10 protein-coding genes and 1 pseudogene are annotated in these 14,472 nt (G+C 67.0%); 4 read left to right on the forward strand and 7 right to left on the reverse strand.

The annotated features are described in order from the left end of the window. The first annotated feature begins 38 nt into the window (after positions 1-38). Positions 39-788 carry a TetR/AcrR family transcriptional regulator gene (locus tag WS49_RS06280; protein ID WP_059525455.1) on the forward strand — a complete coding sequence of 250 codons (750 nt, stop codon included), beginning with the start codon at positions 39-41 and terminating at the stop codon, positions 786-788. A gap of 144 nt (positions 789-932) precedes the next feature. Here the strand turns inward: WS49_RS06280 and WS49_RS06285 are convergent, their stop codons facing one another. The 7 genes and pseudogenes from WS49_RS06285 to WS49_RS06315 all read right to left on the reverse strand — a co-directional run bounded on the left by WS49_RS06285 (position 933) and on the right by WS49_RS06315 (position 10,962). Continuing rightward, positions 933-1,517 (reverse strand): TetR/AcrR family transcriptional regulator, encoded by a 585-nt coding sequence (locus tag WS49_RS06285; RefSeq protein WP_257127651.1) that lies wholly within the window; start codon positions 1,515-1,517, stop codon positions 933-935. Next, positions 1,486-2,091, reverse strand: coding sequence for a PqiC family protein (locus WS49_RS06290; RefSeq protein WP_257127652.1), 606 nt, complete (start codon positions 2,089-2,091; stop codon positions 1,486-1,488). Before WS49_RS06290 ends, WS49_RS06285 begins: the two co-directional genes overlap by 32 nt. Positions 2,092-2,117: 26 nt before the next feature. Then, positions 2,118-3,712: pseudogene (locus tag WS49_RS06295) on the reverse strand (PqiB family protein). A 39-nt stretch (positions 3,713-3,751) separates the two neighbouring features. Next, positions 3,752-5,086 carry a paraquat-inducible protein A gene (locus WS49_RS06300; RefSeq protein WP_059525459.1) on the reverse strand — a complete coding sequence of 445 codons (1,335 nt, stop codon included), beginning with the start codon at positions 5,084-5,086 and terminating at the stop codon, positions 3,752-3,754. A gap of 127 nt (positions 5,087-5,213) precedes the next feature. Next, on the reverse strand, positions 5,214-6,680 hold the full coding sequence (locus tag WS49_RS06305) for an efflux transporter outer membrane subunit (RefSeq protein WP_059525730.1): 1,467 nt from the start codon (positions 6,678-6,680) through the stop codon (positions 5,214-5,216). Further along, positions 6,680-9,844, reverse strand: coding sequence for an efflux RND transporter permease subunit (locus WS49_RS06310; RefSeq protein WP_059525461.1), 3,165 nt, complete (start codon positions 9,842-9,844; stop codon positions 6,680-6,682). The genes WS49_RS06305 and WS49_RS06310 overlap by 1 nt, the downstream gene beginning before the upstream one ends. After that, positions 9,841-10,962 carry an efflux RND transporter periplasmic adaptor subunit gene (locus WS49_RS06315; protein WP_257127653.1) on the reverse strand — a complete coding sequence of 374 codons (1,122 nt, stop codon included), beginning with the start codon at positions 10,960-10,962 and terminating at the stop codon, positions 9,841-9,843. Before WS49_RS06315 ends, WS49_RS06310 begins: the two co-directional genes overlap by 4 nt. A 514-nt stretch (positions 10,963-11,476) precedes the next feature. On the opposite strand from WS49_RS06315, the gene WS49_RS06320 reads away from it, so the two are divergent. The 3 genes from WS49_RS06320 (at position 11,477) to WS49_RS06330 (ending at position 14,283) form a co-directional block, all read left to right on the forward strand. Next, positions 11,477-12,148 carry a TetR/AcrR family transcriptional regulator gene (locus tag WS49_RS06320; protein WP_179949246.1) on the forward strand — a complete coding sequence of 224 codons (672 nt, stop codon included), beginning with the start codon at positions 11,477-11,479 and terminating at the stop codon, positions 12,146-12,148. A 380-nt stretch (positions 12,149-12,528) separates the two neighbouring features. Next, complete coding sequence (locus tag WS49_RS06325) at positions 12,529-13,539, forward strand: DNA-binding protein (protein WP_059525466.1); 1,011 nt, start codon at positions 12,529-12,531, stop codon at positions 13,537-13,539. Between the two features lie 123 nt (positions 13,540-13,662). Beyond that, complete coding sequence (locus WS49_RS06330; protein WP_059525468.1) at positions 13,663-14,283, forward strand: TetR/AcrR family transcriptional regulator; 621 nt, start codon at positions 13,663-13,665, stop codon at positions 14,281-14,283. Positions 14,284-14,472: the final 189 nt, after the last annotated feature.

The following is a 14,472-nucleotide window of genomic DNA, read 5'->3' on the forward strand; positions in this document are numbered from 1 at the left end:
GAATCTATACTTGGGCACGAACAAGCATCGGAAACGTCATGACGAATACACCGAGTCGCCGGACTTCAAAGCGCTCCGCTCCGGAAGCATCCAGTCCAGCGGTCGCCGAAGAGCGTGAGCCACGTGGCGCGCGCCGCAAGCGGGAGACCCGCGCCCGCCTGTTGGACGCCGCGCTCAGACTGATGGCGGAGAAGGGCATGGAAGGCGTCGCCATCAATGAAATCACCGAGGCCGCCGACGTCGGCTTTGGCTCGTTCTACAACCACTTCGAATCGAAGGAGGCGATCTACGCGACCCTCGTGGAATCGGTATTCGAGGAGTTCGCGGATTCACTCGATCGCCTGGCCAGCGGCTTGTCCGACCCGGCGGAAATCATTTCCGTCTCGGTGCGGCATACGCTGATACGTGCGCGACGTGAGCCGGTATGGGGACACTTCCTGATACGCGAGGGCTTTTCGGCGCGCGTCCTGACGCTTGGTCTGGGTCAACGCCTGCTGCGGGACATGGAGCGCGGTATCGCCGAGAAGCGCTTCGTGGTCGCCGACCCATTCATCGGCTTCCTTTCGGTTGGCGGTACGGTGCTGACCGCAATTGCCGCCGAGCTTAATTTCGTCGCTCCGGGCGCGCCGGCGGCCGGTGTTCTCAAGGAACTCGGCTTCAGCGGAGAGCATTTCCCGGAGCGCACGGCTGCGATGCTCCTGCATACGCTGGGGCTCAAGCGTGCGGAAGCCGAGAAGATTGCAAGCCGGCCGCTGCCGGTCGTGGAAGCGGCCGAAACTGCAGAGTGACGCAACGGGGTGGCGCAGGCGGTGCCCACGCCACCCCGAGTACGCGTGCGGTACCCGTCAACTGACCGGGTCGGTTAGCCAGTCGGACACCGTCCAGCCGACGCGTGTCGAAGACGGACAGCTGGGCATGCACATCGCGGCGTACTACGTCGGCTCGTCGCGCCGGGCGCCTGTATGCAACAGCGTGACGCCGAGCACCGCCGCCAGTTCGTCCGACGATGACATGCGGTCGGAGGGGCCCGCCGCGCCGCTTGCCGCGTTCGGTGGCGCGACCCGTTCGGCGTGCATGCTGTCCATGATCTGCCGGAATCCGGCATCGCGCAGGGCGTACAGATACACCTCGACCCACAGCGGGAAGCATTCCCAGCCGGCGGCGATATCCGCGGCGGCAGCGACGGTGCAGTAACCGTCGCCTTCCGGCGCCGCCAGCCGAAGCCTCTTGATCATTCGATCATGGTCACGGCGAAGGATCTCGATCAACGGTTCGCGCTTGTGTTCGAAGTGTGCATAGAACGCGCCGCGCGTGTAGCCGGCGCCCTCTGCGATATGTTCGACACTCGTATCGGCAAAGCCTTTCGCGATGAACAGTGCGCGAGCGGTGGCGATGAGCCGTTCGCGGGTGTCGAGCCTGCGTTGCTCGCGAGTGAGGCGCGTGCGTTTCATCCTGCGTTGTCCATGTTGACGGAAATTCGAGTGTTCACGTGCGGCATCCGGCAGGCGGCGCAACATGCGAGACTTCCGCACGGATCCCCGCGGCGATCCGGAGCGCGAGCGAATCGAGCGCGCGGCGATACGCATCGACGAGTGCATCGTAGCCCGCCGACGTATCGGCCCGAACGATGCTGCGGCACGTCAGCGCCGGCTGTCCGGCCGCGGAATTCACGCTCCAGGCGGCATCGAGCAACACGTGCGACGCCGGCCACGACTCGACATGCTGCATGTCCACCGCGACCCGGTAGACGGGCGTGCTGTCCGGGTGGGCGACGCGGTGAACATCGATCGTGCCGAGCGCGGACGCGATGCGTGTCGACAGTCCGCCGCGCATCTCGTCGCCGAGCGGCGCGGCCCAGCGCTCCTGCTCCAGGATGTCGGCCCGCTGGGGGCCGCGCTGCACGACGAGCCGGTTGCCGTCCGCCGGCGCCGCGACGTGCACGGCCTGAATGTCGATCAGCCATGCGGGATGCGCGGCGGTGGCCTCGACACCCGCATCGTCTGCCACCGCGAGGGTATGGAAATGCACCGGCGGCGAACCGCACGAACTCAGCGCCGCGAGTGCGACGCACGTCGCGATGCGCGCCGACATGCGAAGCCGATCAAAAGAACGCGCTTTCATTGGTGATCCCCCTTGTTACCGAACAGCAGCGATTCGGGATGACGTTCCAGATAGTCCGCGAGCGCGTTCAATGACTGCAGCGTATGCGTGAGCGACTGCATCGCCTCATGCACGTCCGACTGCATCGGCGAATCCTGCCGCAACGTCGACTCCGCCGCGTTGAATGTGCGTTGCGCGGCGGCGAGCGTGTCACGCGCCTGCGGCACGACCTGCTCGTCGAGGTGGCCGAACAACTGGTTTGCATGCGCCAGCGCGCCGTTCAGATTGTTGCCGATCCGGTCGAACGGAACCTGATCGAGCTTGCGTGCGATGTCGGCGATCTGCACCTGCAGTTCGTCGAGCGTATTGGGCACGGTCGGTAGCTCGACCGGCGTACGGCGCGCGTCAACGGTCGCGCGCGGCGCCTTCGGGAACATGTCGAGCGCTACGTAGAGCTGACCGGTCAGCAGGCTGCCCGTGCGCAACTGCCCGCGCAGCCCCTGGACCACCAGGTGCTCGATCAGCTCGTGGCCGCCGGCCGTATCGGGCGCGGGAAGCGCCGTATCGCTGTGCCGGCTCAGTCGCGACGGATACAGTGCCATCGTGACCTTCATGCTGAAGTTGCGCGAGTGCTCGTTGTACTCGATGCCGATGTTCGTGACCTGACCGAGCGCGATGCCCCGCAGATCGACCGGCGCGCCGACCGACAGCCCGCGCAGCGACTGGTCGAAGCGCATGACGACCATCAGCGGCGTGCCGTCGGGGTCGCGCATCGCGTCGGCTTCGTCGGGGCGAGCCGGAACGGTGCATTGTCGGCGGCCTGCGGCGCGTCCGCTTGTCCAGGCGGAGACTGAAACGCGAGACCGCCGACGATCACCGTCGCCAGCGACTGCGTGTTGAGTTTCAGGCCGCTCGAATCGAGCCGCAGATCCACGCCGCTTGCGTGCCACCAGCGCGTATTGACGCCGACGTACTTGTCGTAGGGCGCCTTCACGAACGCCTGCACGTCGACGCCGGTACCGTCCTTGTCGAGCGAGAAGCCGACGACCTGACCGACCTGCAGATGCCGATAGAACACCGGTGAGCCAATGTCGATCGAGCCCAGCGAGTCGCCGTGCAGCACATAGCGTCGGCCCTGCTGGTCCGCGGTGACGGCAGGCGGCGTTTCGAGGCCGGTGAAATCTGTCTGCTTCTGCGGCGAGCGGCCGAGATCCGCTCCGATGAATGCGCCGGACAGCAGCGTGCCGAGGCCGGAAATGCCGGTGGCACCGACGCGCGGTCGGACGACCCAGAAGCGCGTGTCGCGGTTCGCGAAGCGTGCGGCATCGCGTGTCAGTTGAATGCTGACGATCACGCGCTTGAAGTCGGGCGTGAGCGTAATGGTCTGGACGGAGCCGATATCGACGTCCTTGTAGCGAACCTTGGTCTTGCCGGCTTCGAGGCCTTCGGCGTTGGCGAACGTGACCGTGATCGTCGGGCCGGTCGCGGCAACGGTCCGGATCACGAGCGACAGTCCGATCAGCGCGCACACGAGCGGCACGATCCAGACGAGAGACGGAATCCAGCGGCTGCGCGGCCGGATCTCAGGGGGAGGAAAATCGAACGGAAACATCGTGTTGGAATTCGCGAGAAAGCGGGTGCTTGAGCCGGTTCAGGGTTGGGGGTGGGCGGCGGCCGCGCGCGGCGCACCGTCCCAGATGAGCCGCGGATCGAACTGCATCGACGCACACATGGTCAGCACGACCACGGCGCCGAACGCGAGCGCGCCGGGGCCGGGTGTGATGTCGGCGAACGAGCCGAAATGCACGAGTGCGATCGTGAGCGCGACGACGAATACGTCGAGCATCGACCAGCGGCCCACGCGCTCGACCAGCCGATGCAGCCGCGCTCGTTCGAGCGGCCGCCATTGCACGCCGCGATGGGCGGCGACCGCCTGAAATGCGAGGATCGCGAGCTTGAGCATCGGCACGAGCACACTCGCGATGAACACGATCGCGGCGAGCAGCCAGTCGCCGGACGTCCAGAAGTACGCGACGCCGCCGAGGATCGTGTCGTCCTCGGCTCGGCCGAGCGAGGTCGCGTGCATGACCGGCAACAGGTTCGCCGGGATGTAAAGCAGGGCGGCGGCGGCGACGAGCGCGCCGGTGCGGGCGGCGCTGCGCGGGCGGCGTGCGTGCAGCGGCGAACCGCAGCGCGTGCAGCGCTGGCCGCACGCGTGGACCGGCTGCACGCGCGCGCAGTGGTGACAGGCGATCAATCCCGCGGTGCGCGCCGTCATGCCCGCCGATCCGCTGCTTTCGGTTGTCCGGGGCGACGCATGCCGCGTCATGTCGGGGCGGGGTGGCTTCGTATGGTCGGTGTCGCCCGGCTGCAGAGCGTCGAGTTCGTCGCGTGCCTCCCACAGTCGGGCCGGTTCGATCGTCGACAACACGCAGAGCATCACGGTGAGCCCGGCGAACGCGAATAGCGCAGGCCCGGCAAGTACGTGTGCGAGGCTCATCAGTTTGACGATCGTGATGAGCACGCCGAGCATCAGCACCTCGACCATGCTCCACGGCCGCAATCGGTGAATGGCGCGCAGCACCGGCGCGAACTGGCGCGGTACGCGGCCCGCACGCAACGGCACGAGCAGGTACAGCCATGCCGCCAGCTCGAGTATCGGAAACAGCATCGTCGTGCAGAACACGAGCGCAGCCACCAGCGGTTGATCGTTCGACCATAGCGCGCGAACCGCGTCGGCGAGCGTCGCGTGCGACGCAATGCCGGCAGCATCGAGCGCGACGATCGGGAAGGCCTGCGCGATGCAACACGTCGCCAGCGCGGCAACTGTCAGCGCGCACATCCGGTCGAGGGTGCGGCGGCCGTGCGCCGCACCGCTCACGCGCGCGCGGCATCTCGGGCAGTGTGCCGTCAGTGCGCGCAGGCGCGGCGGACGCTGAAGCAGCAGGTCGCATTCGTGGCAGGCGACCAGGTTGTCGGATTTCATCGGGAATCAATCATGCGGATAACGAAGGCCGGCACCGCGCGATGCACGGTGCGCCGGGCATCGGGCTTCGGGATTGCGGACCGGTGCGACCCGAAGGCGCGGGCCGGTCCGCGGACTCAAGCAACGGCTACTGCCGGGCCGCGACCGTCGTGCCGGCGCCGGGCGGCAGTTCGCCCATTGCCTGCAGCAGCGCCGCCGTATCGGTCATCCGGCGGCTCGCGGCACGCACCGCATCGAGCTCCGCGTTCAAATAGGTCTGCTCGCTCGATCGTTGCGCGGACATCGGAACGGCACCCAGCGTGCGGCGTTGCGTCGTTTCCTGGAACGCCTCGCCTGCGGCGCGCGCCGCGAGTTCGTTCGCGGCCAGCGCTTGCGCGTCGTTGTCCAGCGCGGCGAGCGAATCCGCGACGTCACCGAATGCGGACAGCACCGCCGCCTTGTACTGCAGCACTGCGGCGTCGTACGCATCGCGCGACGCCCGCCGGTGCGCCAGCAATGCGCCGCCGTGGAAGATCGGCTGAGACAGCCCGGCGCCGACGGCCCACAGCCCGCCCGCGCCCGACAACAGCGCTGGCCAACTGAAGCCGCCGCGCCCCATCGTCGCGGTGAGCGACAGGCTTGGGAACAACTGGGCGGTCGCCTCGCCGACGTCCGCCGATGCCGCCTTCACGGCTGCCGCGGCCGCACGGATGTCCGGACGTGCCTTCAGCAGGTCGGAGGGCACCGCCACGGGCACATGTTCCGGCAGCGTCAGCCCGGTGAAGGACGGGACCGGCGGCGGTGCGTCGGGCGTGCGGCCCAGCAGGATCGCCAGCGCGTGAACCGCGCTCGCGCGTTGCTGGCGCAGCGGCGGCAGCGTCGCGGCAAGCGACGCCGCGCCCTGCGTCGACGCCAGCGCCTGCACGTGGGATACCGCACCGAACGCGTAACGCTGCTGGTCTTCGAGTGCGGATGCCTCGGCGACTGCGACGAGGCGCTCCGTCAGCAGGATCTGGCGGTCGAGCGTCGCGGCGCGGATGGCGGTGCCGACGATGTTGGCCGCCAGCGCACGCCTTGCCGCTTCGAGCTCGCAACCGCGCACGTCGACGCGTGCGGCGCTCGCTTCGTTCGCGTATCGCGTGGCGCCGAACAGGTCGAAGGTGTAATGCGCCTGCAGTTGTCCGACGAATACGTTGTAGCGCAGGCTTTGCGCGCCTGCGCCGGAGATGTCCGGCGTGCGCGTGCGGGCTACCTGCGCGTCCGCGTCGATCGACGGCAGGGTCGACGCGCCGATCTGCGCGCGCAGTTCCTCCTGCGCGGCGGCGAGCGTCTTTTCCGTCGCGGCCAGCGTCGGGTTCGCGCGCAAGCCTTCATCGACCAGCGCGTCGAGCACGCTGGAGCGATACAGGCGCCACCATTGCGGGACGGGCGCGGCGCCGACGTCGAATTGCTGCGCGACGCCGGCCGCCTCGGCGGTGCGCGGCGCCTGAGGCGTCGCACCGTAGTGCGCCGGCGACGGCATCGCGGGCGGCGTGCTGTCCGGGGCCATCGCACAGCCGCCCAGGCCAAGCGCCGCGCTGGCGGCCAGCACCGATGTGATACGAGAGAGTTTCATCAGCATGTCTCCGAGGACGCGACGTCCATTGCGCGCGACTCGCGTTCGTCGGCGCGCACCTTGAAGCAGGTCGCGTAGAGCGCCGGCAGGAAGAAGATGGTCAACACCGTCGCGATCGTGATGCCGCCCATCAGCGCGGTGGCCATCGGACCGAAGAAGCCGGAACGCAACAGCGGAATCAGCGCGAACACGGCGGCGGCGGCGGTCAGCATGATCGGCCGGAAGCGGCGCACGGTCGCACCCACGATCGCGGCGAAGCGTGGCTGCCCGGCTGCGATGTCCTGGTCGATCTGATCGATCAGGATCACTGAGTTGCGCATGATGATCCCGAACATCGCGATCACGCCGAGCAGCGCGACGAAGCCGAACGGCTTGCCGAACAGCAGCAGTGCGGCCACGACGCCGATCAGGCCGAGCGGTGCCGTCAGCACGACGATGAAGGTGCGCGAGAAGCGCTTGAGCTGGATCATCAGCAGCGTCAGCACCGCGACGATCATGAGCGGCATCTGCGCATTGATCGACGTCTGGCCCTTCATGCTTTCCTCGGCCGCGCCGCCGACCTCGATCCGGTAACCGGCCGGCAGCGTGGCGCGCAGCGTCGCCAGCGCGGCGTCGAGGTCGCGCGTCACGCCGATGCTCGGCGCTTCGCCGCGCACGTCAGCTTGCACGGTGACCGTCGGCTGACGGTCGCGCTCCCAGATCACGCCATATTCGAGCGTGTCGCGCACATGGCCGATCGTGCCGAGCGGAACCGGACCGTGCGGCGTCGGGATCGCCAGGCCGGCGAGCCTCGACGGATCGATGCGTTCGCTCCTCGGCGCGCGCAGATCGACGTCGATGAGCTTGTCGCGCTCGCGATACTGCGTGACGGTGTAGCCGGACAGCGTCATCGCAAGGAAACCCGACACGTCCTCCGACGTCACGCCGAGCTGGCGTGCCTTGAGCTGGTCGATCTCGAACGAGACCGACCGCTCGGCCGGTTCGTCCCAGTCGAATTGCACGTTGCGTGTGCGGGCGTCGGCGCGGACCTTGTCCGCCACTTTTTCGGCGATGCCGCGGACGGTGGCGATGTCGTCGCCGCTCACCCGGAACTTGATCGGGAAGCCGACGGGCGGCCCGTTCTCGAGCCGCGCGACGCGCGTGCGCACGGTCGGGAAGCGGCTTGCGAGCGTCGTTTCGAGCCAGTGCGACAGCCGCTCGCGCGCCTCGACATCCTTGGCCGTGATCACGAATTGAGCGAAGTTCGGCTGCTGGAGCTGTTGATCGAGCGGCAGATAGAAGCGCGGCGCACCGGTGCCGACGAAGTCGACGACATGGCCGATTTCAGGCCGGCCGTCGAGCACCTTTTCGAGCCGCTTTGCTTCACGTAGCGTCGCATCGAACGACGCGCCTTCCGGCAAGCGCATGTCGACGAGCAGTTCGGGCCGCTCGGAATTCGGGAAGAACTGTTGCGGCACGCGCGAGAACGCGGCCATCGCGATCGCGAACAGCACGGCGGTGACGCCGAGCACCACCCAGCGGCGCTCGATGCAGACCGAAATCCAGCCGGACATCCGGCGGTAGAAGCCCGTGTCGTACACCTCGTCGCCATGCGCGTGACCGTCGCGATGCGCGTGCTCGGGCAGCATGTGGTAGCCGAGCAGCGGCACCAGCACGACGGCCGCGAACCAGGACACGATCAGCGAGATCGCCGATACCTCGAAGATCGAGCGCGTGTATTCGCCGGTGCTCGATTTCGCGAGTGCGATCGGCAGGAAGCCCGACACGGTGACGAGCGTCCCCGTGAGCATCGGGAACGCCGTGCTCGTGTACGCGAATGCCGCGGCGCGTGCACGGCTCCAGCCCTGCTCGAGTTTCACCGCCATCATCTCGACGGCGATGATCGCATCGTCCACGAGCAGCCCGAGCGCGAGGACCAGCGTGCCGAGCGACACCTTGTCGAGGCCGATGCCGAACGCGTGCATGCACAGCGCCGTCACGGCGAGCACGATCGGAATCGTGATGACGACGACCATGCCGGTGCGCAAGCCGAGCGACACGAGGCTGACGACGAGCACGATCGCGACGGCTTCGCCGACCGCTTCGACGAAGTCGTCCACCGAATGCTTGACCGCATGCGGCATGCTCGACACCGCGGTCAGCTTCAGACCGGCCGGCAAGCCGGCCTGCAACTCGGCCGCCTTCGCATCGAGTGCCTTGCCGAGGTCGATCACGTCACCGCCTTTCTGCATCGTCACACCGATGCCGAGCACCGCGTGACCGTTCGTACGCATCTGCGTGACGGGCGGATCGTCGTAACCGCGCGTAACCTTTGCGACGTCGCCGAGCCGGAAGGTCCGGCCGTTCACCGTGACGAGCATGTCGGCGAGCGCCTGCGTGTCCTTGAATGCACCGCTCGGTCGCACGAACACGCGATCGTCGGCCGTCGTGACCGTGCCTACCGGGGCGACGGCGTTTTGCGCGTCGATGGCCTGCGCGAGCTGCTGCGGTGTGATGGCGAGGCGTGTCAGCTGCGCATTCGAGATTTCGACGAACACGTGCTCGGCGGGATCGCCGAAGTAGTCGACCTTCGCGACGCCCGGCACGCGCAGCAGCACGGTGCGCAGCTTGTCCGCGTAGTCGTGCAGTTGCGCAGGCGAGTAGCCGTCGCCTTCGAGCGCATAGATGTTGGTGTAGACGTCACCGAATTCGTCGTTGAAGAACGGGCCGACGACGCCCTTGGGCAGCGTTGCACGGATGTCGCCGACTTTCTTGCGTACCTGGTACCAGGTTTCCGGCACCTGGTCGACCGGCGCCGAATCCTTCATCGCGAAGAAGATCATCGACTCGCCGGGCCGCGAATAACTCTTGATGTTGTCGACGTACGGCGCGGCCTGGAGCTGGCGGCCGATCCGGTCGGTGACCTGTTCCTGCACCTCGCGCGCCGTGGCGCCGGGCCAGTAGGTCTGGATCACCATGGTGCGGAACGTGAACGGCGGGTCCTCCGATTGTGCGAGGCGCGTATAGCCGATCACGCCGAAGATCGTCGCGAGGCCGATGAGGAAGATCACCAGTTGCTGATGCTTCAGCGCCCATGCGGAGAGGTTGAAACGGCCGTCGTCGTGCGATGCCGCGCCGGTTCCGAGCGCGCCGTCGGTCGAGGGGCGATGTTCCGGAGCATTCATGACGCGAAGTCCTCCGCATGCAGCGGCGGCACGACGCGGACGTGCTGGCCGGTACTGACCGTATGAACGCCTTGCATCACGACGCGTTCGTTGTCCGCGAGCCCCGACGTGACGGTGATCGTGCGTTCGTCGTAGCGTCCGACCGACACCGGCCGCAGCTCCAGCGTGTCGCTGCCCTTGCGGACGACCCAGACGGCCGGCGCGTCGCCGCGATGAAAGAGCGCGGTGGCCGGCAGCGTGATCGCGTGGTCCGCGGCGATGTCGGCGGCGCCGTCGAACGTGATGCTGGCGGTCATCCCGGAGCGCACGTCCGGCCCCGGTGCGAGCAGCGTAAGCTTCACGCGCCAGGTGCGGCTTTGCGGATCGGCGGCCGCCGCGACTTCGCGCACGCGTGCGTCCAGCACCTTGCCCGGCAATGCCGTCAGGCTGACGTGTGCGGTGCGGCCGACCGTGAGATCGCGCAGGTCGCGCTCAGAGACGTCACAGACGATGTCGAGGTCCCCGCTCCAGTCCAGATGAAACACCGCCTGGCCGGGTTCGACGTTCTGCCCGGTATCCGCGTCTTCCGACGTGATGACGCCGTCGTGATCCGCAATCAGCGTCGCGTAGCGCAGGTGATCGCCCGCGAGCGCCATTTGCGCAAGGGCGGAATCGCGTTGCGCGACCGCCGATGCATACGCGTCCTGCGTCGTCTCGAGTTGCGCGGGTGCGATCAGGTTGGCCTGAGCCTGGGCGCGGTCGCGATCCAGCTGCTGCTTCGCATAGGCAACGCGATGCTCGGCGGCATCGAGCTGGGCGCGTGCGTTCAGCAGCGTGTTGTGCAGATCCGCCGGATCGAGCATTGCGAGGATCTGGCCGGCCTTGACGGTGTCGCCGATGCGCACGCGCCGCTCGACGAGCTTGCCGCCGACCCGAAACGACAGCGGCGTCGAATATCGCGCCTGAACCTGTGCGGGTAGCGCACGCTGCACCGCGCCGTCGTCCGCATGAACCGGCAGCGCGACCACCGGCTGCAGTTCGGGCGCGGGGGCCTCGTGCGAGTGGCAGGCCGTGAGGAGAATCGCACAGCACGCGAACGCGATTGGGGCTCGCCGAACCGGCGATGCGAAGCGTGTCAGAAACGGGCGCGTTGAAGTCCGCGCGTCAGGACCGGGTGATTTCACGATGTTTCCAAGACAAGTGAGGGTCAACTAAGAAGCGTTCGGCGACCACGACGGGCCGCCCTGGTTTATGCAGACGTACGCGAGCGTCTCCGCGGCGGTACGCCGGACGATCAATCAGGACTCCAATGTTCCGGGTGCAGACCATTCCATTTGCCAACATGACGCGGCGCCGCCTGGCGATAGACGCGCTTACGCCGACGTGGCCATACCCGTCGCCAACGCTCGCTAGCGAGGGGCGGACGGCGTCTGGGCCGGAACCGGTTCTGCGATTTCCGAGATTAGACTCATAACTGATAATATTGTCAAGTATGAGAGAAAAATCTAGAATTGCGACATGCAGAAAATTCTTTCGAAGAAGGGAGGCGCGCTCATGGGCGATGCACCGGTCCGGCCCCGCTGCTCGAACGCATCAGCGGGCGAAGCGGAACATCGCCAGCCGCGCGGCGCCCGGCGCAAGCAGGAGACGCGCATGCGCTTGCTGCAGGCGGCGTTCGGCCTGATGGCGGAAAAGGGCAGGGACAATGTGGCGATCAGCGAGATCACCGAGGCGGCGGATGTGGGGTTCGGCTCGTTTTACTACCACTTCGAATCGAAGGACGGCATCTTCGCCGCGCTGACGGAGTGGGTGTTCGACGATTTCGCGGACGGGCTCGAGCGTCTGACGAGCGGATTGTCGGATCCTGCCGAGGTCGTTTCCGTTTGCGTGCGTCACACGCTGATGCGCGCGCGCCGCGAGCGGCTCTGGGCGCGGTTCCTGATGCGGGAAGGATTTTCGGCGCGCGCGCTTGGCCAGGGGCTGGGCCAGCGTTTGCGGCGGGACGGCGAGCGAGGAATCTCGGCACGCCGCTTTGTCGTCGGCGATCCGTTCATGAGCGTGCTTGCGACGATGGGAACGATCCTGGCGGTGATCGCGGCGGAGTCCTACGCGGCCGACGCGGCTGCGGGCGCGGCGCGAAAGCCGATGGGGGACGAGGGCAGGTTCCCCGAGCGGGCCGCGGCGATGGTATTGCAGACGTTCGGCCTGACATGCGCCGAGGCACTTGACGTGGCGAACCGACCATTGCCGCCCGGCGACTTCGCCCATCAGACAAGAGAATCCGCCTCGCCTGAAAGCTCAACCTTGCCGTCGCAGCAACGATAGATGTTTGTCACGTTCCGCACGATACCGCTCGCGCGTGCGTCATGGAGTGCGTGATGTCATCCGCCGTGTTCGCGGTAATGCGCTTCCATTTTGTGGTGATCTCACGACGCTTCTCCAAGATGGCAAGCCTGCCACCCAATCAGTACGTCGGTGAGCAGGTCGACCAGTAGCTCCCCAGTCCCCGCCGTAATCAAAGCAGAGCATCCGCGGCGCAGGCTCGCCAGAAAATTGATGGCGCCATCCAGGCGACATTCGGAAATAACGAAGCGCGTCCGCAAAACATCAACATTATAGAAATAATGTCAAACTAGAAGAGGCCAATGATTGGATATTTAACGGTTTACGTTATATTATTCACGAAACTACCGACTCAACCCGCCATGCCCGACCTCACCACCGACGACTCCCGCCTGATCGCCGAAATCGACCGCCTGAAGGCCGATTTCCCGAAAACCCGCGAGCTGTATCGCGAGGTCTGCGCATTGATGTTCTTCCGCTTCGGCATCACGCCCACCGCGAACCGCCTGTACCAGCTCGTGCGCAAGGGCAGCATGAGCACGCCGACGGCGGTTCTCGGCGAGTTCTGGGCGGAGTTGCGGGAGAAGAGCCGGGTGCGCATCGAGCATCCCGACCTGCCGGTCGACCTGCAGGCTGCGGCCGGCGAGCTCGTCGCCGCGTTGTGGAGCCGCTCGACGACCGATGCCGCCGCAGCGCTCGATGCACTGCGCGCCGATGTCGAAGCTGAACGGGCGGCGGCGAAGGCGGAAGTCGCCGCATCGCAGGCCGACCTGTCCCGCACCGAAACCGCGCTGGAGCACCGCACGAGCGCGTTGCTGGCGGCCCAGGTGCGCATCCAGGAGCTCGAGCAGGCAAGGGCGGCCGACGAAGCATCGCGCCGCGCGCTGCAGGCGGAAGTCGAACGGTTGAAGTCCGACAATGCGGACGCCGATCGTGCGCTGGCGCAGGCGCGCGCCGATTTCACGTCGCAGCTCGACCGGTTGCGCGACGACGCGGGCCGGGCGGAGGAACGCTTGCGTGCATCGGAGAAGCGGGCGCTTCAGGAGATCGACCGCGAACGGCTCGCGGCCGCGCGCGTTCAAAAGGAACTCGACGCGGCCGCGACGCGCACTGAACAGCGCGATATGCAGCACCGCAAGGATCTCGCGGCGCTGCAGGCGCAATTGGCCGACGCACAGCACCGCTGCGGCGTGCTCGAAGGTCAGCTCGACGGCGCCCGCGCGGCCAATGTCGCGTATGTCGGCGAGCTCGACGCATTGCGTGCCGAACGCGCATCACGCCCGCCCGTGCGCAGGGCGCCCGGTCGGCCGGCGGGTGGCAGCCTGCGCGCGGCGAAACCGGTCGCCAGGAAGCGCATTCCCAAACCCGCGTGACATGGACGCCACGGTGCGGCGACAACGCATCCGCGGCGCGGCGCGATTCGGGTAAAGTGCCGCTCAACTTGCCGGCTCGACGTTACTAGACGACCGGTCTAATCGTTGCTAAGATACGCCATCATGAATGCATCTTCAGGCGCGGAAGTCCGCCAGCACATCCTGAATATCGCGAAGCCGATCATGCTCCACAAGGGGTTCTCGGCGGTCGGTCTGAACGAGATTCTCGCCGCGGCGGGCATCCCGAAGGGCTCGTTCTACCATTACTTCGGCTCGAAAGAGGCGTTCGGCGAGGCGCTGCTCGAATCGTATTTCGAAGGCTATCTCGCGCATCTCGACAACCTGCTCGGCCATCAGGCCGGCACGGGCGCGCAGCGCTTGATGACGTACTGGGGCAACTGGCTGCACACGCAGTGCGCGGACGATCCGGAAGGCAAGTGCCTCGCGGTGAAGCTCGGCGCGGAAGTGTCCGATCTGTCGGAGGCGATGCGCGCGGTGCTACGGCGCGGCACCGGCCAGATCATCGAGCGGCTCGCGGGCGGGATCGAGGCCGGGCTGGCCGACGGCTCGCTGAGCGGTGTCGACGATCCGGCGCATACGGCCGCGATCCTTTACGAGCTGTGGCTGGGTGCGACGCTGCTGGAGAAGATTCACCGCAACCGCAAACCGCTTGAACGCGCGATGCTCGAAACACGGCGGATGCTGAACCTGCCGTCCTTCGAGCCAGATGGAGCGCAGTCGTAACGTGGGCGCGCGCAGGCGCGCCTTGTTTTTTGAATGAACGCTAGACGACTGGTCTACTTACACTGAAGTCCCGTTGCCTTACCCGCGAGGCTGCGGCGCCGCCGGTCGATTGGCCGGCACGGCCCGCGGCCTCACGCATCACGGTTGTCCAAGTTGATCCGATCGTGCCCGGTGCACGTCCCTTCCTGT

The organism is Burkholderia sp. RF7-non_BP4 (assembly GCF_001521935.1).
GTDB lineage: Bacteria > Pseudomonadota > Gammaproteobacteria > Burkholderiales > Burkholderiaceae > Burkholderia > Burkholderia diffusa.

Excerpts from the sequence above, each read along its gene's own strand:
- WS49_RS06280 (WP_059525455.1), top strand. The coding sequence starts at position 39 with ATGACGAATACACCGAGTCGCCGGACTTCAAAGCGCTCCGCTCCGGAA.
- WS49_RS06285 (WP_257127651.1), bottom strand. The coding sequence starts at position 1,517 with ATGTTGCGCCGCCTGCCGGATGCCGCACGTGAACACTCGAATTTCCGT.
- WS49_RS06290 (WP_257127652.1), bottom strand. The coding sequence starts at position 2,091 with ATGTCGGCGCGCATCGCGACGTGCGTCGCACTCGCGGCGCTGAGTTCG.
- WS49_RS06300 (WP_059525459.1), bottom strand. The coding sequence starts at position 5,086 with ATGAAATCCGACAACCTGGTCGCCTGCCACGAATGCGACCTGCTGCTT.
- WS49_RS06305 (WP_059525730.1), bottom strand. The coding sequence starts at position 6,680 with ATGAAACTCTCTCGTATCACATCGGTGCTGGCCGCCAGCGCGGCGCTT.
- WS49_RS06310 (WP_059525461.1), bottom strand. The coding sequence starts at position 9,844 with ATGAATGCTCCGGAACATCGCCCCTCGACCGACGGCGCGCTCGGAACC.
- WS49_RS06320 (WP_179949246.1), top strand. The coding sequence starts at position 11,477 with ATGCGCTTGCTGCAGGCGGCGTTCGGCCTGATGGCGGAAAAGGGCAGG.
- WS49_RS06325 (WP_059525466.1), top strand. The coding sequence starts at position 12,529 with ATGCCCGACCTCACCACCGACGACTCCCGCCTGATCGCCGAAATCGAC.
- WS49_RS06330 (WP_059525468.1), top strand. The coding sequence starts at position 13,663 with ATGAATGCATCTTCAGGCGCGGAAGTCCGCCAGCACATCCTGAATATC.